Source organism: Desulfurivibrio dismutans (assembly GCF_029210385.1).
GTDB classification, from domain to species: domain Bacteria; phylum Desulfobacterota; class Desulfobulbia; order Desulfobulbales; family Desulfurivibrionaceae; genus Desulfurivibrio; species Desulfurivibrio dismutans.
In genome coordinates this window covers 367522-391729 of sequence record NZ_JARGDQ010000001.1, presented here as the reverse complement: position 1 = coordinate 391729, position 24208 = coordinate 367522, and the positions used below count along the sequence as shown (strand labels likewise).

The 24208-nt window shown below is 59.3% G+C and carries 21 protein-coding genes, 3 tRNA genes, 1 other RNA gene and 1 pseudogene; 2 read left to right on the top strand and 24 right to left on the bottom strand.

What is annotated here, in order from left to right; translation table 11 throughout:
- Positions 1 to 6: 6 nt before the first annotated feature.
- The 4 genes from P0N66_RS01795 to P0N66_RS01780 are packed head-to-tail and all read right to left on the bottom strand — an operon-like array spanning position 7 to position 2326.
- The gene (locus tag P0N66_RS01795) at positions 7 to 489 is read right to left on the bottom strand and encodes a ferritin family protein (protein ID WP_275802234.1); all 483 of its coding nucleotides are present in this window, start codon (positions 487 to 489) and stop codon (positions 7 to 9) included.
- Positions 490 to 515: 26 nt separating this feature from the next.
- Positions 516 to 1337, bottom strand: coding sequence for an oxygen-binding di-iron domain-containing protein (locus P0N66_RS01790; RefSeq protein ID WP_275802233.1), 822 nt, complete (start codon positions 1335 to 1337; stop codon positions 516 to 518).
- On the bottom strand, positions 1338 to 2162 hold the full coding sequence (locus tag P0N66_RS01785) for an adenylate/guanylate cyclase domain-containing protein (RefSeq protein ID WP_275802232.1): 825 nt from the start codon (positions 2160 to 2162) through the stop codon (positions 1338 to 1340). It lies immediately after the preceding gene.
- A complete protein-coding gene (locus tag P0N66_RS01780; RefSeq protein WP_275802231.1) occupies positions 2159 to 2326 on the bottom strand; it encodes an AbrB/MazE/SpoVT family DNA-binding domain-containing protein in 168 nt (55 codons plus the stop codon). Before P0N66_RS01780 ends, P0N66_RS01785 begins: the two co-directional genes overlap by 4 nt.
- 341 nt (positions 2327 to 2667) lie before the next feature.
- Here P0N66_RS01780 and P0N66_RS01775 point away from each other — a divergent pair, with 341 nt between their 5' ends.
- Entirely contained in the window at positions 2668 to 3576 is a 909-nt protein-coding gene (locus P0N66_RS01775) for a PleD family two-component system response regulator (RefSeq protein ID WP_275802230.1), read from the top strand.
- Between the two features lie 46 nt (positions 3577 to 3622).
- Complete coding sequence (locus tag P0N66_RS01770; protein WP_275802229.1) at positions 3623 to 5983, top strand: ATP-binding protein; 2361 nt, start codon at positions 3623 to 3625, stop codon at positions 5981 to 5983.
- A 256-nt stretch (positions 5984 to 6239) separates the two neighbouring features.
- Here P0N66_RS01770 and P0N66_RS12830 read toward each other — a convergent pair.
- From P0N66_RS12830 to P0N66_RS01675, 20 genes and pseudogenes are all read right to left on the bottom strand, one after another.
- Positions 6240 to 6332, bottom strand: a pseudogene (locus P0N66_RS12830) (type II toxin-antitoxin system RelE/ParE family toxin); the annotation flags it as partial.
- A gap of 10 nt (positions 6333 to 6342) precedes the next feature.
- Complete coding sequence (locus P0N66_RS01765; RefSeq protein ID WP_275802228.1) at positions 6343 to 6744, bottom strand: pyridoxamine 5'-phosphate oxidase family protein; 402 nt, start codon at positions 6742 to 6744, stop codon at positions 6343 to 6345.
- 100 nt (positions 6745 to 6844) lie between these two features.
- Positions 6845 to 9358, bottom strand: coding sequence for a hybrid sensor histidine kinase/response regulator (locus tag P0N66_RS01760; protein WP_275802227.1), 2514 nt, complete (start codon positions 9356 to 9358; stop codon positions 6845 to 6847).
- A 2-nt stretch (positions 9359 to 9360) separates the two neighbouring features.
- Positions 9361 to 10245 (bottom strand): phosphate/phosphite/phosphonate ABC transporter substrate-binding protein, encoded by an 885-nt coding sequence (locus P0N66_RS01755; protein ID WP_275802226.1) that lies wholly within the window; start codon positions 10243 to 10245, stop codon positions 9361 to 9363.
- Between the two features lie 135 nt (positions 10246 to 10380).
- Entirely contained in the window at positions 10381 to 12186 is a 1806-nt protein-coding gene (locus P0N66_RS01750; RefSeq protein WP_275802225.1) for a sensor histidine kinase, read from the bottom strand.
- A 212-nt stretch (positions 12187 to 12398) separates the two neighbouring features.
- Positions 12399 to 12475 (bottom strand) — tRNA-Pro (locus P0N66_RS01745).
- Between the two features lie 77 nt (positions 12476 to 12552).
- Positions 12553 to 12984 (bottom strand): MerR family transcriptional regulator, encoded by a 432-nt coding sequence (locus P0N66_RS01740; RefSeq protein WP_275802224.1) that lies wholly within the window; start codon positions 12982 to 12984, stop codon positions 12553 to 12555.
- A 27-nt stretch (positions 12985 to 13011) separates the two neighbouring features.
- A complete protein-coding gene (locus tag P0N66_RS01735) occupies positions 13012 to 13308 on the bottom strand; it encodes an integration host factor subunit alpha (RefSeq protein ID WP_275802223.1) in 297 nt (98 codons plus the stop codon).
- 3 nt (positions 13309 to 13311) lie between these two features.
- Positions 13312 to 15771: a phenylalanine--tRNA ligase subunit beta gene (gene pheT, locus P0N66_RS01730; protein ID WP_275802222.1), complete on the bottom strand. Its 2460-nt coding sequence runs from the start codon at positions 15769 to 15771 to the stop codon at positions 13312 to 13314.
- Positions 15772 to 15849: 78 nt separating this feature from the next.
- Positions 15850 to 16857: a phenylalanine--tRNA ligase subunit alpha gene (gene pheS / locus P0N66_RS01725; RefSeq protein WP_275802221.1), complete on the bottom strand. Its 1008-nt coding sequence runs from the start codon at positions 16855 to 16857 to the stop codon at positions 15850 to 15852.
- A 41-nt stretch (positions 16858 to 16898) separates the two neighbouring features.
- A complete protein-coding gene (rplT, locus tag P0N66_RS01720; RefSeq protein WP_275802220.1) occupies positions 16899 to 17249 on the bottom strand; it encodes a 50S ribosomal protein L20 in 351 nt (116 codons plus the stop codon).
- Positions 17250 to 17260: 11 nt separating this feature from the next.
- Complete coding sequence (rpmI, locus tag P0N66_RS01715) at positions 17261 to 17458, bottom strand: 50S ribosomal protein L35 (RefSeq protein ID WP_013163468.1); 198 nt, start codon at positions 17456 to 17458, stop codon at positions 17261 to 17263.
- A 54-nt stretch (positions 17459 to 17512) separates the two neighbouring features.
- Positions 17513 to 18055 carry a translation initiation factor IF-3 gene (gene infC, locus P0N66_RS01710; RefSeq protein ID WP_275802288.1) on the bottom strand — a complete coding sequence of 181 codons (543 nt, stop codon included), beginning with the start codon at positions 18053 to 18055 and terminating at the stop codon, positions 17513 to 17515.
- Between the two features lie 288 nt (positions 18056 to 18343).
- The gene (gene thrS / locus P0N66_RS01705) at positions 18344 to 20269 is read right to left on the bottom strand and encodes a threonine--tRNA ligase (protein ID WP_275802219.1); all 1926 of its coding nucleotides are present in this window, start codon (positions 20267 to 20269) and stop codon (positions 18344 to 18346) included.
- Positions 20270 to 20386: 117 nt separating this feature from the next.
- Positions 20387 to 20461, bottom strand: a tRNA-Val gene (locus P0N66_RS01700).
- A 118-nt stretch (positions 20462 to 20579) separates the two neighbouring features.
- Positions 20580 to 21182, bottom strand: a complete 603-nt coding sequence (gene recR, locus P0N66_RS01695; protein WP_275802218.1) for a recombination mediator RecR — start codon at positions 21180 to 21182, stop codon at positions 20580 to 20582.
- 42 nt (positions 21183 to 21224) lie between these two features.
- Entirely contained in the window at positions 21225 to 21533 is a 309-nt protein-coding gene (locus P0N66_RS01690) for a YbaB/EbfC family nucleoid-associated protein (protein WP_275802217.1), read from the bottom strand.
- A gap of 12 nt (positions 21534 to 21545) precedes the next feature.
- Positions 21546 to 23600 carry a DNA polymerase III subunit gamma/tau gene (gene dnaX / locus P0N66_RS01685; protein WP_275802216.1) on the bottom strand — a complete coding sequence of 685 codons (2055 nt, stop codon included), beginning with the start codon at positions 23598 to 23600 and terminating at the stop codon, positions 21546 to 21548.
- Between the two features lie 218 nt (positions 23601 to 23818).
- An RNA gene (ffs, locus tag P0N66_RS01680) (signal recognition particle sRNA small type) lies at positions 23819 to 23917 on the bottom strand.
- Between the two features lie 56 nt (positions 23918 to 23973).
- Positions 23974 to 24061, bottom strand: a tRNA-Ser gene (locus P0N66_RS01675).
- Between the last annotated feature and the right edge of the window lie 147 nt (positions 24062 to 24208).

Here is a 24208-nt window from a genome sequence, read left to right as displayed (position 1 = left end):
GCTGGTTCAGGGTTTTTGTCCCTGGAGGTATAATTGATGCGCCAAATCCTGATGCTTGTTAGTTTCCTGGGCAAGAAATTTCATTACCCCCCGGGCCTTTTCCGTCAGACCGGTAAAGCGAGTAAACAGTTCCTTTTCAATCAGGGCCCGCTCCAAGTCAACGGTATAACTGAGGGCCTGACGTTCATCGAACTCCCCGGCTTTGGCCCGCTCGAGATTTTCCTCCAGACCCTTGAGCATGGTTTCCATGGTGTAGGTCTTGAGCTTGCCCTCACTAAAGAGGACCACCTTGTTCCGGCTGGCATCGTACAGCTGCTGCAGCCAGCCGGCATGTTTTTCCTCATCGCGGGCCAGGTTGTTCCAGAACTCGGCATGCTGGGGAAATTGCGCGGCAAAAACCCGGTATAGCTCGGCCAGCATGGTTTCCTGGCGCAGCATCAAATTGATGATCTTTTCCTGGTACGGTTTGAGCGCTTTTTCGTCGGTCACCGTCTCCCTCCTGGTTTCTGTCCTGCTTAACAAAGATTGTCGATTCCCACCCGGTCGAGTTTCTCCAGGAGTTCGACCAGAGCGTAAATGCGGCTCCGCTCTCTCACAATGCTGCCATGTTGAGGGGCCAGCAACTCAATGTCCAGCTTTTTGATTATCCCCATGGCATGGGCCAGGGCCTTACCGCCGGGCATAATGGTGCGGTGAAAGGAGATAATCCCGCTTAAGGGGCAAAAAGTTCTGCCCTTGGGACAGTGTTGGTGGTTGCTGCAGGTAAAGCAGTCATCACCCAGGTCGAGGTAAAGATCCCACTCCTTGGTAAAGCTGCCGAACAGGTCGCTGGTAAAAAGGGTTTTGGTCTGCTCATCGTAGGTAACGAAGCTGCCTGCGGTGTGGCAGTACGGGGTTTCAATAAAACGCAGGCGGCGGTCGCTGATACTGAGGGTGCCGCCATCGCGATGGGTCGAGATAAAGCGGCGAAAGTGCTGGGGGCCGCTGTAGTAGCGCAGGAAAATATTGTTGGCCGGATGCGAAACCACGCTGAGGTTGTCCGCGTCGCACATGTCGACAAAATGGGGCAGAGAGCCGCAGAGATCCGGGTCATAATGCTGATAGATGAGAAAGTTGATCAGGTCCGGGTCCTGGCCGGTCTGGAGAATTTTGGTCATCACCACGGCAAAGTCCGGCCGGCTGCCGCCGTCGATCACCGCCGCCTCACCGCCGGGGGTGGTGATCAGGTAGGGATTGCAGTTAAGATCGTAGCCCAGCTCGTGAAATCCCACCCAGAAAATCCCCTCGGCAATTTGGATGGGCCGGTTATACTGTTTTTCTTGCTTGAGCTGTACCATTCAATCCTCCTGTAATCCTGGGTCGGCGGAGAGCTCCCTGACAAAATAGGCCCGCATCGCCTTTTTGTGCTTCAGGGCCACCTCGCCCCGGTCTTCGCAAACCAATTCGGGGGGTAAACGCCGCCGGGTTGCTGCGGAGATGTTGACCCGGCCGGGCTCACCGGCGGTTTCAAAACGGGCGGCGATATTAACATGGTCGCCGAAAACGTCAAATTGCATCCGGTCCTCGCCCACCACCCCGGCGGTTACCGGCCCGCTGTGAATGCCGATCCGGCAACGGACGTACTTTTCCGTCGCGGCGCCGTAACGTTGCCGGTTGAGTTCGGCCAGCACCTCCTGCATGGCCAGGGCGGCCCGCACCGCCCGGACCGGATGCTCTTCATCGACCGTAGGCGCCCCGAAAACCACCATGTAGGCATCACCTATGGTCTTGATCTTGGTCCCGTTAAACCGCCGCACCACCCTGTCAAAGGCCCGGAAAACATCATCGATGACGGCCACCAGCGTGGCGGAGGAAAGCTCTTCGGCCAGGCGGGTGAAGCCGGTGACATCGCTGAAAAGGATGGTGCAGTTGTACTGGCGGGGGGCGAAGGTGCCCAGGTAACGAATCTCTTCCGCCACCCCCGGCGGCAGGGTGTTTTTGAGCAGATCATCCACCTGCTTTTCCAGGGCCACAAATTTATCGACCACTAGGGCCAGCAGTTCCCGGTGAATATCCTGATCGCGCACCCGCGAGGCAGATTCCAGGTAGGCCGTCAAAAGCGGTAGGTAGTCGGCCCCCTCCTTGGTCAAAGCCCGGAGATCGGCATTCGGTCGGTCCGTCAACTTGCGGCTCCTTTGCCGGCGTCGGCGAAGTTGCGGATCTGCACCACCCCGTCAGCACTTTTTTCCCAGGTAATCAAGTCTCCAGGTTTGACGTGGAGGGTTTCCCGGATTTCCCGAGGTATGTTGGTCTGTCCCTTGGCGGTTACTTTGGCGATGGCGGCCATGGCGATCCTCCCGGTTGCAATTATCGCTTCCTTACAATAATGCCACCGTGCCCGACCAGCAAGAAAAAGCGGAACCAAACTAAGCTGGCCAGGTATTATCGATCATGATGACAACCTTGTTTTCTGGTTCAGATTGTAACTGCCCGGTGTGAGCTGGATAGTTACATTCTGTCAAGACAAAAGCTCCCAGCCGGTCCCGATTTCACTGGTGACCAGGAGCGAACGGACGGGGATCGCCGTCTTCAAGCGACAACAATTTTACTGCGCCGCCCGCCGGGTTTGTATTATGGTGGGTGGGTGAAACTTGATAAAATTGAGCACCACTTGAAGGGAGATAGTTTATGACTGACAATCAGGACCAGGCGACCATCCTCGCGGTGGATGATTCGCCGATGAACATCCAGATCCTCCATGAGATCCTCCACCCCACCCACCGGGTGCTCTTTGCCACCAACGGGGCCGATGCCCTGGAGGTGGCGGCGGAGTCGCTGCCCGATCTGATCCTGCTGGACATCATGATGCCGGAGATGGATGGCTACGAAGTCTGCCGCCGTCTGAAAGAGGACCCCCGCACCCGGCGGATCCCGGTGATCTTCGTCACCGCCCTGAGCGAAAACGAGGATGAAGCCAAGGGGCTGGATCTGGGGGCCATCGACTATCTCACCAAGCCGGTGAACCGGGCGGTGGTCCTGGCTCGGGTCATGAACCACCTGGAGTTGAAAAGATACCAGGACTTCCTGCAGAACATGGCCATGCTGGACGGGCTCACCGGAATCGCCAACCGCCGCAATTTCGACCAGGCCCTGGAGCGGGAGTGGAAACGGGCCCAGCGCCACGCCCAACCCCTCTCCCTGCTGATGTTGGATGTCGATTTTTTCAAACCTTACAACGACAACTACGGTCACGCCCAGGGCGATGAATGCCTGCGCCAATTGGCCCAAGCCATGAGTGCCGCCACCACTCGCCCCACCGACCTGACCGCCCGCTACGGCGGCGAGGAGTTTGTCTGCCTGCTGCCGGAAACCGACCGTAAAGGCGCTCTGGCTCTGGGCGAAAAAATCCGCGCCGCGGTGGCCGACCTCAACCTGCCCCATGCTTACTCAAAAGCGGCCGAACATATAACGATCAGCGTGGGGGCGGCCAGCCTGACCCCCTCCGCCGATACCACCCCGGAGCAACTGCAAAAGACTGCCGATCAAGCCCTCTACCGGGCCAAGGAGCAGGGCCGCAACCGGGTGGAAGCCGCCTGAGCCGGACAACAACCCCATTTTTCCACCCATCGGGAACCACCCAGCCATGAGTTCAGCCGACCTGCAACACCTGATCGACCTGATCAAAAACTTGCCGGACCATGACCCCCCGCCCCCGGAGGCCTTAGCCGCCCTGAAATCCCTGCCCGACACCTTGGACCGATGGACGGCGGAGCAGCACCGTATTTGTGATGCCCGAGCACAAAAGGCGCTCCAGGATCTGGAGGAGCGGGAGAACCGGCTGGCCATCATCCTCGACGGCACGGTGGACGGCTTTATCACCATCAACGAGGCACGGCAAATAACCTCCTTCAACCGGGCGGCGGAAAAGATTTTTGGCTATAAAGCCCAAGAGGTGCTGGGGCAAAACGTCAAGATGCTGATGCCCGAGCCTTACCACTCCCACCATGACCGCTACGTGCAGAACTATCTGACCGGCGGGGTCAAAAAAATCATCGGCATCGGCCGGGAGGTTGTGGGCCGGCGCAAATCGGGGGCCACCTTTCCCCTGCTGCTGGGGGTCAGCGAAGCGGTGGCGGGAGATGAACGGATCTTTGTCGGCTGCATCCAGGATATCAGCCAACGCAAGGAGCAGGAGCTGGCCCTGCGCAAAGCCAAAGACCTGGCCGAGGCGGCCAGTCGCAGTAAAAGCGAATTTCTGGCCAACATGAGCCATGAAATTCGCACCCCGATGAACGCCATCATGGGCCTGAGCCAGTTGGCCCTTAACGGCGAGATGAGCCCCAAACTCCGGGACTATCTGGGAAAAATATCCGATTCGGCCAAATCCCTGCTGGGAATTATCAACGACATCCTCGACTTCTCCAAAATCGAAGCCGGCAAATTGACTCTCGATGAACGGCCCTTCGATTTAATTGAAATCCTCACTGAGGTCGGCAACATCCTCTCGGTGCGGGCCCGGGAAAAGGAGGTGGAACTACTCTTTGCCGTTGACTCCTCGGTGCCCCGCCTACTGTTGGGAGATTCGCTGCGCCTGGGTCAGGTGCTAACCAACTTGGCCGGCAACGCCATCAAATTTACCGAACGGGGGGAGGTCACCATTGCCGTGAACGTAGCTGACCCCACCAGCGACCCGCTGGAACTGATCATCAAGGTCAAGGACAACGGCATTGGGATGAGCCCCGAACAGATAGAAAAAATTTTCCAGCCCTTCACCCAGGCCGACGGCTCCTTCAGTCGCAAATACGGTGGCACCGGCCTGGGCCTGAGTATCGTCGATCGGCTGGTCAAACTAATGGGCGGACGCATGGAGGTAGCAAGCGAACCGGCAAAGGGCAGCATATTCACCGTCATCTGTCCCTTGGGCCGTCAAGCCCGAGCCACAGCCGATTACCTGCTGCCCGCTTCGGACCTGCAAGGGCTGAGGGTGCCGGTGACGGAGGAGCAAACCGCTCCCGCTGCGGAACCGTCACCGGGGGTTCAAAAAAGCGGCTCAAGGCAGGCTGCGTTGCCCGCCCTGTCGGGCATCAATAGCCGGGCCGCCCTGGACCGCCTCAACCATGATCAGGGGTTATTTTTCAGACTGCTGGGCAGCTTCATCGACGATTACCGCCAGGGGCCGACGGCCCTGAAGAGCGCCTTGGAGCAGCTCGACTATGCCCAGGCCCGGCTCCAGGCCCACACCCTGAAAGGGGCGGCCGCCACCGTCGGGGCGGAAAAAACCGCCGCCCTGACCCAAGAGCTGGAACAACTACTGGCCAATTCTACCAGCCGGGCCAAAATCAGGATCAAATTGAACCGTTTTACCAAAGAGCTGGATAAATTCCTCCAAGCCGTAGCCCAAGCCGACAAGAGGGGCGAACTGCCCGCCCCACCGTTACTGGACCGGAACCTGGCCCTCTCCCGCCTCAACAACGATCAGAAATTTCTGGCCTCCCTGCTGGTAGATTTTTGCCACGAATACCAAGGTCTGGCTCCCAAACTGATCACCCAGGAAATCGCCGGGGAGTATCGGCAACTAAGCGGACTGCTGTTCACCCTGCGGGGAACCGCCGACAGCCTGGGCGCCACCCCCTTAACCAAAGCAGCGTGGGAGCTGGAAGAGTTGCTTCGGACCGCACCGGATCGGGAAAAAATCGATCGTCTGCTGGCGAAAATTGAAGATGATCTGAGCCGTATCGTACAGGCGGAAGCCCTACTGCCGGCCGCCGCCACCCCACCCCCGGAAGACGAGGCCGACCGGGAAGAGCTGAAGGCCATGATTACCGACTTGCCCCCCCTGCTGCGCAGTCGCGACCTCACCGCCCTGACCCGTTTTGCCGAGTTGAAAAAATCCCTGGGCCCCCAGGCCGCCTCGCCGCTGGTGGTTGAGCTGGAACGCCAGATCAAGAAGCTGGATTTCAATAATGCGGCAACCACTCTGGAAAAACTTAACCGAGAGCTATGAGCAAACAATCTCTACGAGGACACCATGAACAGCACCGCCAGCGCACAACCGGAACCCAAAGCAGTTGCCGCCAGGCCCAGGACCGCCGCCGACTCCGGCTGGAAGAGAAAAAACAGGAAAAAGCCTGCCGTAGCCCCGAAGGCTGCCCCCTTCCGTGAGGCGGCAATAAACCAACCCCGGAGCTCGCCGTCATCGACCTTCGCGCAACAGCTCGCCGGGGCGCGGATGTTTTTTAAGCATGGATTTATCCTCCATCTTAATAATAATCGAGGTAATCGACCACTTCCACGTCAGTTCCGGTAAATCGAAAGGTAACGCGCCAGTTGCCGCTTACCAAGACCGACCAGAAATTGCCATATTCAACTGATTGGCAAACTGTCCGGATCTGCGCCCACCAGGGGCAGAATTTTTTCCACCGCTAAGAAGACCAGAAAAGTCTGCCCCAGCGCCTGGTCTTCCGCCGGGGTAAGATGTCGGCGTTTGAGCCCCTTGATCTTTTCGGGATCGTTTTCTTCCCTGGTTTTTTTGAGATACAGGCGGACCCCCCGGCCCGCAGAACCTTCTTCGATAAAGAGAAAAGTGGCGTAGGGGTTCTCCTGGAGATTGCGATGGGTAAGCCGATCGCGCATAACAAAAGCCACGCTGCCCTCTTCCAGAAAATGGGGACTGCTGTAAACTGCGGCGTTGACCTTGCCGTCGGCGGCAGCAGTGGCCAGAACACCCCGGCCACTGGTGGTTGCAAAATATTCTTGTAGTTTCATGTTTTCGTTTTCCTTGACGTTACAATGTTAACAAACTAGAGCAATGGTACCACCGAGACGTTACCATCAGCGAAAAACTTAAACTCAAAGCGGCGGCCGCTCATAAATTCTCTCCGGGTTCCAGCAGAGTCTGGACAACCCGATCCAGTTCTTCCAGCAGGACCGGTTTGCTCAGGCGGGCGGCAAAACCGTAATCCCGGTGGTGGGCCATGATTCGGTCATCGGCATAGCCGCTGGCGACCACCACCCGGGCGGCGGGGTCAAGCTGCCGCAACTTGCCCACCGCCTCCTGCCCGCCCATGCCGCCGGGAACGGTCAAGTCCATGATAACCAAGTCAAAGGGGGCGGACAAGCCCATGGCCTCCCGGTAAACCTTCAGGGCTTCAGCGCCATCGGCCACCGTTACCACCTCGTGGCCCAGGGCCGTCAGGGAACTGGCCATAACCTGGCGCACCATGGTTTCATCGTCCATCACCAGGATTTTTGCCCGCCGCCGCACGGTTATCGGTGCCTTTTCCCGGACCTCCGCGGCACTTTGTCGACTGGCGGGCAGGGTAATGGTAAAGGTCGTTCCCGCCGCCGGGCGGGAGTCCACGGTGATTTTGCCGTCATGCTTGTCCACGATGGAATGGCAGATGGTCAGCCCCAGGCCGCTGCCTTCCTTTTTCGTGGTAAAATAGGGGTCGAAGATCTTTTCCAGAACCGCCGGCTCAACACCGGGGCCATCATCGCTGATGGTGATCGCCACCTCGTCGCCCTTCCCCCGGGCCTGGTCGGCGGCATCGGCGGGCCGGTTGCGGCCGGTGATGGTGATCCGGCCGCCCTCGGCCATGGCCTGGCGGGCGTTGAGGACGATATTTTGAATCACCTGGCTGATCTGGCCCTGGTCAATCTCCACCAGCCAAAGGTCGGGCGGGATATCATAATCGCAGGTCACCTTGCTGCCCCGCAGAACAAACCGGGAGGAGTCCCGAATCACGGCCTCCAAGGAGGCCACCTGACGGACGGGATCACCGCCCCGGGCAAAGGTCAACAGCTGCTGGGTCAGCCCCCGGGCCCGCAACCCGGCCTTTTTGGCCTCCTGCAGCAGATTGACGATGGGGGGCTGTTCCTTGGCCAGGTAGCGGGCCAAGTCCACGTTGCCCAGGATGGCGGTGAGCAGGTTGTTGAAATCATGGGCAATACCGGCAGCCAAGACCCCCACCGACTCCAGTTTCTTGATCTTCAGCAACTCCCGTTCGGTGCGCTCCTGCTCGGTCATGTCTCGAAAGACCAGCACCACCCCGATGATTTCCCCCTCCCGGTTGCGGATGGGCGCGCCGCTGTCGGCGATGGGTTTTCTGCTGCCGTTGCGGGCAATCAGGACGGTATGGTTTTCCAAGGTCACGATTTTGCCCTCGGCCAGCACTTTTTCCACCGGGTTTTTTGCCGGCTCGCCGGTCCGCTCGTTAATGATGGCAAAAACCTCGGGCAGCGGGCGGCCGGCGGCCTCCGCCGCTGACCAGCCGGTCAGTTCGGCGGCCAGTTTATTGAGCATCAGCACCCGCCCCTGGCGGTCGGTGGTGATCACCCCGTCGCCGATGCTTTGCAGGGTGGTGGCCAGCCATTCCTTTTCTTCTTCCAGAGCCTGCTCCGCCAGTTTGCGGTCGTTGATATTGCGATTCACGCCAATGATGAAGTCCCGGTCGCCAATCCGGTCCAGGCGCAGCGAAATCTCCCCCCAGAACAGCTCGCCGTCGCGCCGGCGGCAAAGCCACTCAAAACGTTGCGAGCCCTGCTGCCTGGCGGCATTGAGCAGTTTTTCCGCCTCGGCCCGGGTATAGGGGGGAACATTGGCGCTGATCTCGCCGACACCGAGTTGCAGCGCCGACTGATAATCAAAGCCGTACATTACCAGCATGGCCCGGTTGACATCGACGATCCTGCCGCTGTCGGCCTCATGAACAAAGATGGCATCATCGGGGGCGTTGAAGATGGTCCGGTAGCGCTCCTCCCCTTCCCGCATCTCTTTGAGCTGACGATCAACCCTGCCGGCCAGACGATAACCGCCCCAGGCCAGCAGCACAAAAGCCAGGGGCAGGGTAACGGCGACAATCAGCAGGCTCTGGCGGATCATGTTATCCCGCAAACCAACCAGGCCGGCCAGCGAGAGGCCGAAACGCACCACCCCCACCTCGACATCAGCCCCCAGGGAGAGGGGCTTCCGGACGTGGTAAATCAGCCCCTGCTCCAGGGCGGTCAGCACCGATGAACTGGGTTGTGCGGCGTCCGCCATGGCCCCCGCCCGGGCGATAACCTCTCCTCGGGTGGTAGCCACCTCGATGTATAAAATATCGGCATCCGGGGTTTGCACCAGTTCTGCGGTAATACTGCGGAGCTCACTATGATCCCGCTGAAAGACCCGACCGGCCAGGGCGGCATTGAGCAGCGGGGACAGGGAATCCAGCCGGGCCTGGGTCTGCACCTCCAGGGCGTTGGTGGTCAATCGATGACCGTTGGCCAGCAAAACCCCCATCACCGCCAGGGTGACCAGCAGCACGGCCGCCACCACCCGAAACTGCAGGGAGCGGTACCAAGTGGAATTCAAGGCTGAGCTGGCTTGCACCTGCGCCATGGTTACTCCTCTGGTTTGCCGGCCGGCCGGGAAGCTCCGGAAGATTTGGAGGTTTCGGAGGGTCCGGAAGATTCAGGCAGCAGTACGTAGACAAAGGGATCGGCCAGGGCCATGGCCTCCTCGCTGGGCAGTTGAAAGGACTCGAAGTTGCTCTCCTGAAAAAACGCCTGCCCGGCCGGGTCCCGGTGGAAGGCAAGCAAACTGCCGCGCAGGTGGTCGATGGTTGCCTGGTCGGCGGCGGCCGGCATCATCAGCAAAAAGGAGTGGGGGTTGGGCGGTGGCGCCCGAAAAAGCTCCCGGATCCGGCGCTTCTCTTCCGGGTATACATGGGACCACTGATCCCACAACAGGGTGGGAGTGGCACCGGCCACCGCTTCCCCGGCCAGGATGGCCGCCACCACGTTGGAAAAGGTCGCGGTCTCCAACACCTGCACATCATCACCCAGCTCCAGCCCGGCCGCGTTCAGGGCCCGGGCCGCCAGCAGGTAAGTAACGGAACGCCAGTTGCCCACCGCCAGCCGCCGCCCCTTAAGCTGTTCCAGTCGGGTAATATCGGCATCTGCCCGGACCAGAATCACGGTGGCGGTCTGTTGGCTGGAGATCACCACCGGTTGCCAGCCATCCCTTTGCTGCGCCAGTCGCCCCATGTGCGGGGCGGTGATCACCAGGTCGTAGTGGCCGGCGGCTTGGCGTTCGACGAAGGTCATGAAATCCGGCGCCGACAGCATTTCCACCTCCCGCTCCAACGCCGTCGCCAGCCGCTGGCGCAGGGGGCTGAGCTGCTCCACCATCTGGGCCGGCGAAATATAGGGAAAAACCCCCAGCCGCAAGGGCTCGGCGGCGACGGAAGAGGAAAAAAACAGCCCTCCCAGAACAGTCAGTAGCATTGAAAGAATAATTTTCAAAACATCGTGCTCCGGGTTACAGAAATTAATCTTTGGAAACAGTTTCCCAGCCCACCATCATTAAAATGGTGCTGGAAACGGTTCTGATTTTAGATTACATAAATTTCCTTGTAAAGCTTACAATTTTGCCGGCAATTCGAAAATCACCGCCACGCCGCCAAGCTCGCTGTCGGCCAGCCTGATTTGACCGCCATTTTTTTCCACCAGGCGGCGGGCAATGGCCAAGCCCAGGCCGGTGCCGGAATTTACGTTATTAACTCTTTCAAAAAGGTTGAAAACCTTTTCCCGGTACTGCGGAGCAACACCGAGGCCATTGTCAGCCAGTCGGTAACGAACCAGGGTGTTTGCGATTTCGCCGTCGATCCTGATCAGGGGGCTACGATCCGGATCGGCATGGCTGATGGCATTTTGGAGGATAATCTTGAACAGCATTCGGGTGTTGTTCTGGTCTATGGGCAGATCTGGCAACAAACCGGTTTCAACCCGAAAATCCGAACTTCCAGACTCCATCCGCAACTGTCGGCAAACCTCTTCGATTACCATACCGGCATCACTGTCACCCTTGCCGGCCTCGACCGAGTCCACCGCCAGATATTTTTGGGCGTCATTAATTAAATTTTTAAGCCGAGCGGCTTCATTTTCGATGAACTCCCAAAACCGGCCAACCTCGGGCCCCGCCTCCCCGATTTTGTCTCCGGCCTCCCGCTTCAGCAACTGGGCGAAAATGGCCACCCGCCGGGCCGGCTCCTGGAGATGGTGAGCCATGACCTCGTTGAGTCTTTTGTTTTCACGAAGAGCAATTTCTTGTTCCAACAACAACCGTTCCGTTTTGAGCAATGCCTCATTACGCTCCATTTCCCGCTGGGCGATGGTGGCCGCCATCTGGTCAAAAGATTGGGCCAACTGACCGAATTCATCTTGGCCGTGGAACAGTTGACTCCGAGCCGCAAGATCGCCGCTCCCCAGACTCCGGGCCGCGGCAACCAGTTTGCCCAGGGGATAAAGCAGCAGCCGGCCACTCATCAGCCCGGCGATCAGCAGCGTTGCCAGTATCGCTCCGCCCATCAGGGCCAGGCTGAGCAGTAAAACCCGGCGGCTCTCCGCCAAGGCCTCCGCCTGCAGGACGGCCACGTGGAAAACCATATAGGACGGAGACTGCTCGCTCAAACGAAGTTGTTGGAAGGCAAAAAGGCGGGGGCGACCATCGCCGCCACCGGCCAACAGAGTGCCTTGCCGGTCGGCCCCGTAAAAGTGGGTCAGCAGATGCGCCGGCGCCAAGTCTCCGGCCGGAAATTCCTCGGTGGGGGGAAAGCGGTACAGGCGCCGCCCTTGATGATCAAGAATCCCCAAAACGGTTTGGGGCGGCAACCCGGCCCGGCTGAAGGTTTCATTGAATACATCCAGCACGAAACCGGCCTGCAGCACGCCCAGCAGCCGATTTTCTTCATCCCGAACGGGGAAGGCAAACTGGAAGCTGGGCTGGCCACTGATCCGGCCGATCGTGAACTCGCCGGTAGCCATCTCACCAGTGGCCACCGCTTCCCGGAACTGTCGGCTACCGGCATTGTTAAAAGGCTTTACCGGTCGGCCGACGGCCACCACATCCCCCCGAGGATCAAACAGGCCGATATTAACGAGATAGGGGATGTCTTGCAGCAGTTTGCCAAACAGCAGGTCACAGGCTGGCTGATCCAGGCTGCGCACCTGAGGGAGTTGCGCCATGGTCTGAAACATGGCGCGGATCGATTCGGTAATCAGCAACTGCTGGGTGGCCAGGTTATCCACCAGAAAGAACGCATCACGATGGGTTTTGGCCTGGGCCGCCCGGCTACTCTCCAGCCCTTTATAGGCGATGACCAGCAGGGACGGCACCAGAGCCACCAGCAAAAGAAACAGCAGCTTGGTGCGAATTGAAACTTGCAAAGGTCTAACCGTGGTCACCATTGGCAATCTTGAATGTAACCGCAAACAAAGTCAATATTTTTTCCGAAGAGAATGTCGAAGTATCCCGTGTCCCACTTGGTGGGTTTGGGAATCCAGGCGCCTTCGTTCGATGACGCTGGTGACGGTGGCAACATGTCACTAAAAACCACAAAAAAAAAGGCCCACGGATTTATCCGTAAGCCTTTGATTTCTGGTCGGGATGAGAGGATTTGAACCTCCGGCCCCTTGAACCCCATTCAAGTGCGCTACCAGGCTGCGCTACATCCCGAAAACCGGTCAAAATTGAAACGGCTAAAATACCGGCCCGATGGCCGGCTGTCAAGGACAGAATACGTCCCGGCGCGATTATCGTTCGAGGATCTTTTTCAGGCTCAACAGCTCTTCCTTGATGCCGCTGAAGATCTCGGCCGAGTTCTGCGGGGCATCGGCTGCCCCGGTGCCACCGGCTGGTGGGGGTGGCGATGGTTGCTGCCCTTGGAGTTGGCCTTCCGGCTCCTTGGCAGCGCCACGTTTTCGTTCCCGGGCCAGTAACTTCTTGGCCCCGCTGATGGTAAATCCTTCTTCCTTAAGCAGCCGCTTGATCCGCAGGATATTTTCCACATCGCTGCGCCGGTACAAGCGCTGACGGGAATTGGCCCGCTGGGGAGCCAGCATGCGAAACTCGGACTCCCAGTAGCGCAGCACGTGCTGCTTTACCCCGGTGATCTCGCAGACCTCACCGATTTTGAAATAGAGCTTATCCGGAATCCGGGGCTCATGCTGCTCAGCGGCACTCAAAATCAGGCCTCACGACCGATCCGCCGCTCAGGAACGACGATTGATCCGCTCCCGCACGCTCTTGCTGGGACGGAAGGAAATCATGCTGCGTTTGCAGATTTCCATGGGATCACCGGTCCGCGGATTGCGCCCCTGTCGGGGAGATTTGCGGCGCACGTTAAAGGTTCCGAACTGGACCAGCTTGATGGGTTCTTCGGCCAGTAGGGTCGCCTTCAAACGATCAAATACAATATCCACCAGGTCGGCGGCACTGCGCTGGGAAAAGCCCATCTTCTCGTTGATGGCCTTTGCCAGGTCCTTGCGGGTCAGATTTGCACGATTCATTTTTCAGGCCTCTCTTAGTTGACCGTGGAAACGCTGTTCCAGCATTTTAATAATCTTGCCGTGAACCACTCCCACTTTTTTATCATTCAGGGTCTGCTCAGCGTCGCGATAGTGAATGGCAAAAGCCACGCTTTTACGCCCCGGTTCTATATGTTTACCGCGGTACACATCGAAAATTTCAACCTGCTCCAGCAGCTTGCCGCCGGTTTTACGAATGGCCGCCAACATCTCGCCGGCTTCCACCTCTTCCGGCACCAGCATGGCCAGATCCCACTTGACGGCTGGAAACCTGGGCAGAGCGGCAAAGCCGGCGGACGTCGACCGGCAACGGCTAAGCTCGGTCAGATTCAGTTCAAGATAAAAGACTTCCTGCTTGATGCCAAATGCTTTTAGAACCGCAGGCTGAATTTTTCCCGCCTCGCCCAGCAGCTCTCCTTCCGGTCCGTCGGTGATGATCAGCTGAAAACTGGCCATCGCGTAGGAAGGCGTCGTCGCCGCCGGGACCAGCTGCAAGTCGGCCAAAGCCAACCCGGTCAGCAACTCCTCCATCACCCCTTTGACATCATAGATATCCACCGGCTCTTCGCCGGTCCAGAGCATTGGCGCCCGAGGGGAACGGCGACCACTGAACACCGCCGCCAAATGCTCTTCTTCCCGTGGAAGATCCTGCCTTTCTTCCACGAAAAAGACCTTGCCCAGTTCAAAAAGACGCAGATCCGGACTCTGGTGGTTGATATTATGACGGGCGTTATCCAGCAGCCCTGGCAGCAGCGAGGTGCGCATCACGGCCTGCTCTTCGCTCAAAGGGTTAAGCAGGGGCAGTGCCTGGCGGCGCGGATCATCAGCGGGCAGCTGCAGGGTGTCGGCGTGGGCCGGGTTGACAAAGCTGTAGTTGATGGCCTCATGGCAGCCGGCGGCCTGCATCAGGCTGCGCAAGCGTCGGCGGCGTTCGGCGACAGGATCGACAGCTGGCAGTTCCATGGCCACCTTCGGCATGGCGGCGGGAATGCGGTCATAACCCACCAGGCGAGCCACCTCTTCGATCAGGTCCACTTCCCGCTCCAGATCCACCCGGAAAGACGGCGGGGTGATCCGCAAAGTCTGGTCATCAGCCCGCTCCCCGGTAATCTCAATCCCCGCCAACACCTTTTCCACGGTGTCAATATCCAGGGCGGTGCCCAGCAGGTCATTAACCCGGCGCAGTCGCAGGATCAGTTCCGACGAAGGCTGGACGCCGGCCCGGTAATCAATCCCGCCCGGCACCGCCTCACCGCCGGCCAGTTCCAGAATCAGTGCCACCGCCCGTTCCAGGGCCAAGGGCGCTACCTGGGGATCGACCCCGCGTTCAAAACGGTAGGAAGAATCGGTGGCCAGCTTGAGAGCGGCGGCGGTGGTGCGCACGCTTTTGGCTTCAAAACAGGCACTTTCCAGCAGAATATTGACCGAATCAGGGCCAACCTCGGAACTGGCACCGCCCATGATCCCAGCCACCGCCACCGGCTGATCGGAATCGGCGATCACCAGCATGGCAGGGGTCAGTTCCCGCGCCACGCCGTCGAGGGTGGTGATTTTTTCCTGCTGCGCCGCCCGCCGCACCCGGATCCGACCACCGGCCAGGCGATCGAAGTCAAAGGCGTGCATTGGTTGCCCGTATTCCAGCATCACCAGATTGGTGACATCGACTATGTTGTTAATGGGGCGCAACCCCACCGCCTGCAGACGCTGCTGCAACCAAGGGGGCGAGGGGGCGATGCGCAGGTTGCGCAACAGCCGGGCGGCATAACGGTGACATTCCGCCGCTTCAACGGCCACCGTAAAAGGCAGGTCTGAACCCGCCTGTTCCGGGGTGGGTAATAGCGGGGCCTGCTCCACCGGCCGCCTGAGCGGCAGACCGGTAAAGCCGGCAACCTCGCGGGCCAAGCCGATCACCCCGGTACAGTCGGGCCGGTTGGGGGTAAGATCCACCTCGAACAGGGTATCGGCCAGCCCCAAGGCCGTCCGCAAGGGCAGCCCCGGCTCAAGGCTTGGAATTGCAGCAGGATCGAGGTCCATGATGCCGGTGGCGGCCTCAGCGTCGGCCGCCAGGCCCAATTCCTGGGCGGAACAAAGCATCCCTTCCGAACGTTCGCCGCGGATTTTGCTGGCCTTGATCTTCAGGCCACCGGGAAGCACCGCGCCGGGCGTTACCAGGGCCGAGTACATTCCGGCCCGGACGTTGGGGGCGCCGCAGACCACCCGCCGCATCTGCGCCTCTCCATCCTCGACATCGCAGAGGGTCAACCGGTCGGCATTGGGATGGGGATGCACCGCCGCCACCCGGGCCACCCTCACCGGCGCCAGTTCGGCATACAACGGCTCCACCGCATCAACTTCCAGACCAAGCAGGGTAAGCCGGGCGGCGATCTCTTCGGGACCGAGTTCCACGGCCACATATTCCCGCAACCAGTTGTAAGTAAATTTCATACCCAAAAACCCTGGTAAAAAGCGAAAGGTCCGCCGTTCAGGTTGGCCTGCCCTCTGAACATCAAGACCGGCAAATAATTAAAACTGTCGCAAAAAGCGCAGATCGTTTTCGTAGAAAAGACGAATATCGTTGATGCCGTAACGGAGCATGGCGATCCGCTCCACTCCCAGCCCGAAAGCGAAACCGCTGTATTCTTCCGGGTCGTAACCAACCTTGGCAAAAACCTCCGGGTCGATCATGCCGGCCCCCAGGATCTCCAGCCAGCCGGTCTGCTTGCAAACCCGGCAGCCTTTGCCGCCGCAGATCACACAACCGATATCCACTTCGGCGCTAGGCTCGGTGAAGGGGAAAAAACTGGGGCGGAAACGGATGGGGGTTTCGGCGTCAAATATCCGGGCGATGAAGGCCGACAGCACCCCCTTGAGGTCGGCAAAGGAAACCTTGTCATCCACCAGGAAGCCTTCCACCTGGTGAAACATGGGGGTATGGGTAATATCGGAATCACAGCGGTAGACCTTACCCGGAGCGATCATCCGCAGCGGCGGCCTGGCCTGTTCCATGGCCCTGATCTGCATGGGCGAGGTGTGGGTGCGCAGCAGACGACCGGCATCAACGTAAAAGGTGTCGTGCATGGCCCGGGCCGGATGATGGGGAGGAATATTGAGGGCCTCGAAGTTGTAGAAATCGGTTTCCACGTCGGGCCCTTCGGACACGGCAAAGCCCATGCCGGCAAAGACGTCGCAGATTTCCGCCATCACTTGGGTTACCGGATGCAAACGTCCGGCGGGATAGCGCCTCCCCGGCAGGGTCAGATCGGGCCGCTGGGCCGGCGAAGGGGCGGCGGCCGCCAGTTCATCCCGCCGTACATTGAAAGCGGCCTCAAGAACAGTCCGGCTTTCGTTGGCCAGCTTGCCCAACCTGGGTCGGTCTTCAGCCGGGGCCTGCCCCAGACTGCGCATCAGGGCGGTAAAACGCCCCTTGCGGCCAAGATATTCGACCCGGAAGGGCTCAAGCTCTTCCGGGTCGGTAATCTGCGCTAGTTTCGCTTCAGCCTCGGCACGCAGCCGCTGGAGTTCTTCTTCCATTGCTTTCACAGCTTCGACAAAATAGGGGCCCGTGCCGCGGCCTAGTTGGTCCGGGAGGTTTGTACCACAGCGGCAAACCCGGCCGGGTCCATGATGGCCAGGTTAGCCAGCGCCTTACGGTCCAGATCAACTCCGGCCTTTTTCAAGCCGCCCATCAAGCGACTGTAAGTGGTGCCGTGCTCGTGGGCCGCCGCGCCGATGCGGACGATCCACAGGCTGCGGAAATCACGTTTTTTCTGCCGCCGGTCACGATAGGCATAGTTAAGGGCGCGATCCACCGCTTCAGTGGCGCTGCGGTAAAGACGATGACGACCGCCGACATAACCTCCGGCCTGTTTGAGAACTTTTTTCCGGCGCTGACGCGCCTTGAATCCACGGGTTACTCTGGGCATGACTGCTCTCCTTAAAGGTACGGAAGAATACGCTTGATACCGGCCGCGTTGGTGGCATCGACAATGGCCCCCTGGCGCAGCCCGCGCTTCCTCTTGGTGGTTTTCTTGGTGAGAATATGGTTGGCAAAGGCCTTGCGCCGGGCCACCTTGCCGGTGCCGGTGCATTTGAAGCGCTTGGCCGCTCCCCGGTTGGTTTTCATCTTAGGCATTGCTTGCTCCTTACGGTACAGTTTCTTATGTTTAAACTTTAAATTAAAAAGAGGTTACTTATTTGGCCCTACCAACATGGTCATCTGCCGCCCTTCCATTTGAGGTGGCTGCAGCACGGTGGCCACTTCCGTCAACTCCTGGGCGATCCGGTTCAGAACCTCCACCCCCAAAGTGTCGGCGTAAACAATCTCCCGGCCCCGGAAGCGCAGGGTCACCTTGACCTTGTTGTTCTGGTCGAGAAATTTTTTGATATTTTTAATTTTAAAATCCAGGTCGTGTTTTTCGGTCTTGGGTCGCAATTTGATTTCCTTGACCTCGACCACCGCCTGTTTTTTCTTGGCGTCCTGCTGTTTTTTGCTCAACTCATAGCGGTATTTGCCGTAATCCATGATCCGACAAACCGGGGGTTTGGCGGTGGGGGAAACCTCCACCAGGTCCAACCCGCTTTCTTCCGCCTTCATCAGGGCCTCCCGGGGCGTCATAAGCCCCAGCTGAGCGCCGTCCTCATCAATCAGCCGCACCTCATCACAACGGATCTGCTGATTGGTTCTGGCCCGAACTTCCTTTTTTTCCGGCTCTTTGCGTCTTCCCTTAATGGTACCCGTCCTCCCGTTTCAGATAACAGCGACAGCCCCACTTTGACAGCCTCGTAAAAAACTGCCAACGTGTTGACCGGCAAGGCAAAAAAGATCGACAGTGCGTGCCCATCCGGCAACACACCAGCGAGGTCAACAACTTTTCACCCCGCCAGGCGCGGCAAACTTCTTCCGGCACAACCGGAAGCTACGTAAACGGGGATATATAACACATTCACCTAAGGTTGTGCCAATAAAATCGTAACCGCTGTGAGCAGCGCCTCTGCCCGGTGATCGCCCCGGTGTTGTTTAGAGCTGGCCCTTACGCGCACATTCGGCCGCCACCAGGGCGGCAAAGTCGCTCACCGGCATGGGCGGCAGGTTTTTGCCGTCCCGCTGCCGCACGGTTACCGTTTTTTCGGCCGCTTCCTTATCGCCGACTATGAGCATGTAAGGAATTTTCTGTAGCTGGGCTTCACGGATCTTGTAGTTGAGCTTCTCGTTGCGCAGATCCTTTTCCACCCGCACGCCGGCCCGGCGCAAGGCGGCATAGACCTCTTCCCCGTAGTCAAGCTGGGCATCAGTGATGTTGCAGATGCGGGCCTGCACCGGCGCCAGCCACAACGGAAAAGCGCCGGCATAGTGCTCGATGAGCACCCCAAAAAAACGCTCCAGGGAACCCATCAGGGCCCGATGGATCATGATGGGCCGGTGCTCGTGGCCGTCCTCGCCGGTGTAACCCAACTCGAAACGCTCCGGCAGGTTGAAATCCACCTGGATGGTGGAACACTGCCAGGACCGGCCCAGCACATCCTTGATCTTGATGTCGATCTTGGGGCCGTAGAAGACCCCCTCGCCGGGGTCCAGGCTGTAGTTCAGGCCCTTTTTCTCCAATGCCGTCTGCAGCGCGGCGGTGGAACGGTCCCAGTGTTCGTCGCTGCCGACGTACTTGTCCGGGCGGGTGGACAGATAGATATCGTAATCGCTGAAACCGAAGGCCTGCAGGATATTGAGATTGAGATCGAGAATGCGGAAGATCTCATCTTCCAGGTGATCGGGCCGGCAGAAGATATGGGCGTCATCCTGGGTAAAGCCCCGCACCCGCATCAACCCGTGCAGGGCGCCGGTCTTTTCAAAGCGGTAGACGGTGCCCAACTCGCACCAGCGCAGGGGAAACTCCCGGTAGCTGCGCTTGCGGGTTTTATAGATGGCGATATGGAAGGGACAGTTCATGGGCTTAAGCTGATACTGCACCTCCTCGACCTCCATGGGCGCGTACATGTTCTCGCTGTAGAAATCGAGATGACCACTGGTCTGCCACAACTCGCGGCGGGCGATATGGGGGGTGGAGAGCAGTTCGTAGTCGTGGCGGTAGTGCTCATCACGCCAGTAGTCTTCAATCAGTCGCCGCAGCAGGGCCCCCTTGGGCTGCCACAAAATCAGCCCCGGGCCGATCTGGTCATTGATGGTGAACAGCTCCAGCTCCTTGCCCAGCTTGCGGTGATCCCGCTTCTTGGCCTCTTCCAGGCGCTCGAGATGGGCGCGCAGCTCTTTTTTGTCAAAAAAGGCGGTGCCGTAAATGCGCTGCAGCATCTTGTTTTTTTCTTCACCGCGCCAGTAGGCCCCGGCCAGGCGGGTCAGCTTGAAGGCTTTCAACCAGCCGGTGGAGGGCAGATGCGGCCCCCGGCACAGATCAACGAAGTTACCCTGGCTGTACAGGCTTACCTGGTCGGCCTCGATCTCGTCGAGCAGTTCCACCTTGTAACGCTGCCCCTGCCGACGGAACATTTCCAGGGCCTCGGCCCGGCTCAGCTCCCGGCGCTCAAAGGGGCGGTCGGTGGCGGCGATCTCGGCCATCAATTCTTCAATTTTTTCGAGATCATTCGGGGTAAAGGGTTGCTCGCGATCAAAATCGTAGTAAAAACCGTCGGCGGTGGCCGGCCCGATGGCGACCTGGACATCATCACCGAACAGCTCCAGCACCGCCTCGGCCATTACGTGGGCGGCACTGTGCCGCAGGATCTCCAGGGCCTCGGGGCTTTCCGGGGTGATGGCCGCCACCTCACCGCCGGCCACCAGGGGGGCGGCCAGATCGACCAGGCGGTCACCCACCCGCAGGGCCAGGGCCCGTTTGCGTACCTTGTTGGAGAACATCTCCTTGAGCACTTCGGCAGCGGTGGTGCCGACGGGAAAATTCCGACTCTGGTCGGCGGTGGTCAGGGTGATTTCAGTCATGGGCAGTCCAACTCGGACGTCTCTGCGAGACGTCATGGGCAAATGGGCAAAAAACGAAGCTCCGCCAGGATTAATCCAGCCGGGACTGGAAACCCTCACGGAGCCCCGGTGTTGTACTGGTAGGCGCGGGCGGGATTGAACCGCCGACTTCTACCATGTCAAGGTAGCGCTCTCCCACTGAGCTACGCGCCTGCGTTGGGTCCGAAGCGGAAAGGAATTACCAAGTACCCGGGCTGCTGTCAAGTTTAAATCACCGGTAACTGTTCAGCGGCACTCCGCCGTGCGGCGATCGGGTGCAATCAACGGTAATTTACTGATCCTGACGGGCGGCGATGGCCCGGGCCAGGGTCAGTTCATCAGCATACTTTATATCCATTCCCATGGGAATACCGCAGGCCAGCCGGGTAATTCTTACCTGGCTGTTTTCCTGCAGATGCCGGATCAGGTAAGCGGCGGTGGCCTCTCCCGGCACCGTGGAACTGGTGGCGATCAACACTTCGCGCACCCGATCGCGGCGGATCCTGGCCAGCAACTGGTCTATTTTCAGTTCGCCGGGCCCGATGCCGTCCGCCGGCGAAAGCACGCCGTGGAGAATGTGGTATTTGCCCTTGAAAGAAGAGGTCTTTTCAATGGCAATCAGGTCACCGGACTCCTCCACCACACACACCAGGCCCTCGTCGCGGGCGGGGTTGCGACAGATCTCGCAGGGATCCTCTTCAGAAAAAGCGCAGCAGGTTGAGCACATGGTAATCAACTGATGGAGTTCGGTTAAGCTTTTGGCCAGAGCCAAAGCCTCCACCGGTGACCGGCGCAAAAGATGCATGGCCAAACGGCTGGCGGTCTTGCGGCCGACCCCTGGCAGACGCCCGAAATCAGCGATCAGCCGGGCCAGCGCGGGAGGGATTACGTTCATAACAAAGGTAGCCGGGGTAACGGGAGGAACATGATGAAAAAATTAAAAAAGACCAGGGATATTCATACCGCCAGTGAGTTTGCCCATTTCCGCCTGAATCATCTCTTGGGCTTTGGCCATGGCGTCGTTAACCGCCGCCACCACCAGATCCCGGAGCATCTCCGGATCCTCGGGGTTGATCACTGCCGGCTCAATCTTCAGTTCCACCAGTTGATGACGGCCGTTGACCGTGACCTGCACCATGCCACCGCCGACACTGGAAGTCACCGTCCGTTCAGCCAGTTCGGCCTGAAGGCCGGCCATTTTCTGCTGAAACTGCTGGGCCTGCTGCATAATCTGCTGCATATCCATAACAAAATCCTCCTAACTGCGGCCGGTCCGTACCCCGGCCACATCACCGTTAAAAATCTCCACCACTGTCCGCACCAGGGGGTCATTGGCCAGCGCCCGGCGCTCTTCCCGGGGCATCTCGCCCCCGCCTACCTCCATCGTGCTGCTGCCCCGGATACGCAAACGCACGGTGAGTTCACGCTGAAAATAATCTTGGGCGAACTCGGTGAGCAAGCGATTGTTTTCCGGCTCTTCCAAAAGTTTGCAGTCGGCCAGATCATCGTAGCGGATCAGCAGCTGACCGTCTTCCTCCCGGGCGCCGGCGGCCATATCCAGTACCGGGGACATCCAGACCTTGCGCTGCCGCACGTAGGCGACAAAGCCATCCCAGTCCGGCCGCAGATCACGACCGCCCCCGGACGACAGCTCCGCCTGACTTTTTTCCACCGGCCCCATCTTGGCTGCCGGCCCGGCTGGCGGCGCCCCATTCACTTCGACGGGTGCCGCCGCACTGACCGTCGGCGCTTCAGCCAACAACGCCGCCTCGCCTAAAGGCGGAATCGCCCTCGCAGCATTCCCCGAAACATCGTGCGCAGGGCCATCCGCACCAGCAATCGCAGGATCATTTGCATCATGTTCACCTCTTTCCACTTTTTTGGGGCCGTCGTCAACCGCCGTTTTTTGTTGCTCCAGCTCTCGCCTGCCAGCCACCGCCGGAGAAGCGTTCCCGGCGGGCAACTCCGGGGCTGGTTCGGCAAGGCGCGGGACATCGGGAGCTGCGGCCTTATCCGTAAATTGCCGCTCCCCGACCGCGATGGCGTCAGTCCCGTCTCCCGACGCCGCTGGTTGTTGGTCACTAGCCTGCCGTGCACCTTTTTCACGACTGGCGGCAACACCCCCGTTCGCCGGCCCGGCGGCTCCATCGGTCGGCGGGAAAGCGGGCAAGCCGGCCAGCAACTGCTCCAGCCGCCCCAGCACCTCGCCGGTGGAAACGATATCACCGGCCTGGGCGGCCCGCACAAAGGTCATCTCCAGCACCAGCTTGGGCCGGGTGGCATACTGCATTTCCTCCACCCCTTTCAGCAGCAGGTTAAAGCAGTACAGCAGGGTCTCGGGACTGTGGGCGGCAGCGATTTCCTCCAGGGCGGCCAGTTCCCGGTCGGCCAGGTCCAGCAGGCCGGCGGCTCTGCCGGCCTGGCGGCAGACCACCAGATTACGGAAATAGTTGAGCAGATCGCCGGCAAAGCGTTTGAGATCCAGGCCGGCCCGGTAACACTGATCAAACAGCTCCAGGCAGCGGGCCAGGTCGGGGGCCAGCAAGGCCCGGGCCAGGTGTTCAAAGGTCTGGCGATCCACCAGACCCAGCATCTGGCGAACATCTTCATCGGTTACCTGCCGACCGCCAAAGGAAAAAACCTGATCCAGCAGACTAAGACCGTCCCGCACACTGCCGTCGGCCTCGCGGACGATCATCTCCAAGGCCGAGTCGGGAACCGCCACCTCTTCGGCCGCCGCTACCCGCCGAAAGAAGTCCAGCAATTCGGCAAATGGTACCCGGGTCAACTCATAACGCTGGCACCGGGAGAGGATGGTGACGGGGATTTTGTGCAGTTCGGTGGTGGCAAACATGAAGTAGACATGGGCCGGCGGTTCCTCCAGGGTCTTCAACAGGGCGTTGAAGGCCTCGGTGGTGAGCATGTGCACTTCATCGATGATGACAATCTTGTACTTGCCGACAACCGGCATGAAGCGGATATTTTCCTTGAGCTCGCGGATCTCCTGGATGCCACGATTACTGGCACCGTCGATCTCATGCAGTTCGATGGCACTGCCGGCATTAAAGACCCGACAGGAATCACACTGGTTGCATGGGCGTTGCTCAGCCTCCGTCGCCAGGCAATTCAGAGCCTTGGCCATGAGCCGGGCCAGGGTGGTCTTGCCCACTCCCCGCACGCCGGAAAACAGCATGGCATGAGCCACCCGCTCCAGCCGCAAGGCGTTCTGCAGGGTTCGCACCACCGGCCGCTGCCCCACCACCTCACCAAAGGTCCGGGGCCGCCACTTCCTGGCAAGTACAAGATAAGACATGCCACCCCTGAATCAAAAGGTAAACACTCAGCAGATTATTAACCCTGGTAAACGGATACCAAAATCAAAGAAACAAAACCAAGAGAAAACCACTGCGCCGTCAGCGTTCAGCAGTGCCGCAGGTTGCGGCAAGCGGCCTGGCGCCGCGTACACCAGTACGCAAGCCGGGCCGATCGCTGCAAGATGCGGTGCTGCTGAACGCTGACGTAAAAAAAAATGATAGCCAGGCACCCCCGCGGCACACAGATAAACTCGCTACCGCTGCTTCCTCCCGGATCTGACGGGGTTTGCAAGCCTCTGTTGCGCGGGACCCGGCTATCAAACTGAAAAACTCGCTTTGAACAGCGCGCTGGTCTTTAAAAGAGCACGCCAATGGCGGAGAGGGTGGGATTCGAACCCACGGTACGTTGCCGTACACACGCGTTCCAGGCGTGCACCTTCAACCGCTCGGTCACCTCTCCGGGCACTCATTTGGTATACGTACGGTCAACCCGGTTTGGATTCCGCACGAATCCGGGCAGTCTACAATGATTTATCATTTTTTAAAAGGACAAAATCAGAAATTGGCGCCGGACAGACAAAAGACAGCCAACAAGCCGGCCACGGCC

What these genes read in the sequence shown, in the direction of transcription:
- P0N66_RS01790 (WP_275802233.1), bottom strand. Translation starts at nt 1,337, where the DNA reads ATGGTACAGCTCAAGCAAGAAAAACAGTATAACCGGCCCATCCAAATT.
- P0N66_RS01780 (WP_275802231.1), bottom strand. Translation starts at nt 2,326, where the DNA reads ATGGCCGCCATCGCCAAAGTAACCGCCAAGGGACAGACCAACATACCT.
- P0N66_RS01775 (WP_275802230.1), top strand. Translation starts at nt 2,668, where the DNA reads ATGACTGACAATCAGGACCAGGCGACCATCCTCGCGGTGGATGATTCG.
- P0N66_RS01770 (WP_275802229.1), top strand. Translation starts at nt 3,623, where the DNA reads ATGAGTTCAGCCGACCTGCAACACCTGATCGACCTGATCAAAAACTTG.
- P0N66_RS01765 (WP_275802228.1), bottom strand. Translation starts at nt 6,744, where the DNA reads ATGAAACTACAAGAATATTTTGCAACCACCAGTGGCCGGGGTGTTCTG.
- P0N66_RS01760 (WP_275802227.1), bottom strand. Translation starts at nt 9,358, where the DNA reads ATGGCGCAGGTGCAAGCCAGCTCAGCCTTGAATTCCACTTGGTACCGC.
- P0N66_RS01755 (WP_275802226.1), bottom strand. Translation starts at nt 10,245, where the DNA reads ATGCTACTGACTGTTCTGGGAGGGCTGTTTTTTTCCTCTTCCGTCGCC.
- P0N66_RS01735 (WP_275802223.1), bottom strand. Translation starts at nt 13,308, where the DNA reads ATGAATCGTGCAAATCTGACCCGCAAGGACCTGGCAAAGGCCATCAAC.
- pheT (WP_275802222.1), bottom strand. Translation starts at nt 15,771, where the DNA reads ATGAAATTTACTTACAACTGGTTGCGGGAATATGTGGCCGTGGAACTC.
- pheS (WP_275802221.1), bottom strand. Translation starts at nt 16,857, where the DNA reads ATGGAAGAAGAACTCCAGCGGCTGCGTGCCGAGGCTGAAGCGAAACTA.
- rplT (WP_275802220.1), bottom strand. Translation starts at nt 17,249, where the DNA reads ATGCCCAGAGTAACCCGTGGATTCAAGGCGCGTCAGCGCCGGAAAAAA.
- rpmI (WP_013163468.1), bottom strand. Translation starts at nt 17,458, where the DNA reads ATGCCTAAGATGAAAACCAACCGGGGAGCGGCCAAGCGCTTCAAATGC.
- thrS (WP_275802219.1), bottom strand. Translation starts at nt 20,269, where the DNA reads ATGACTGAAATCACCCTGACCACCGCCGACCAGAGTCGGAATTTTCCC.
- recR (WP_275802218.1), bottom strand. Translation starts at nt 21,182, where the DNA reads ATGAACGTAATCCCTCCCGCGCTGGCCCGGCTGATCGCTGATTTCGGG.
- P0N66_RS01690 (WP_275802217.1), bottom strand. Translation starts at nt 21,533, where the DNA reads ATGGATATGCAGCAGATTATGCAGCAGGCCCAGCAGTTTCAGCAGAAA.
- dnaX (WP_275802216.1), bottom strand. Translation starts at nt 23,600, where the DNA reads ATGTCTTATCTTGTACTTGCCAGGAAGTGGCGGCCCCGGACCTTTGGT.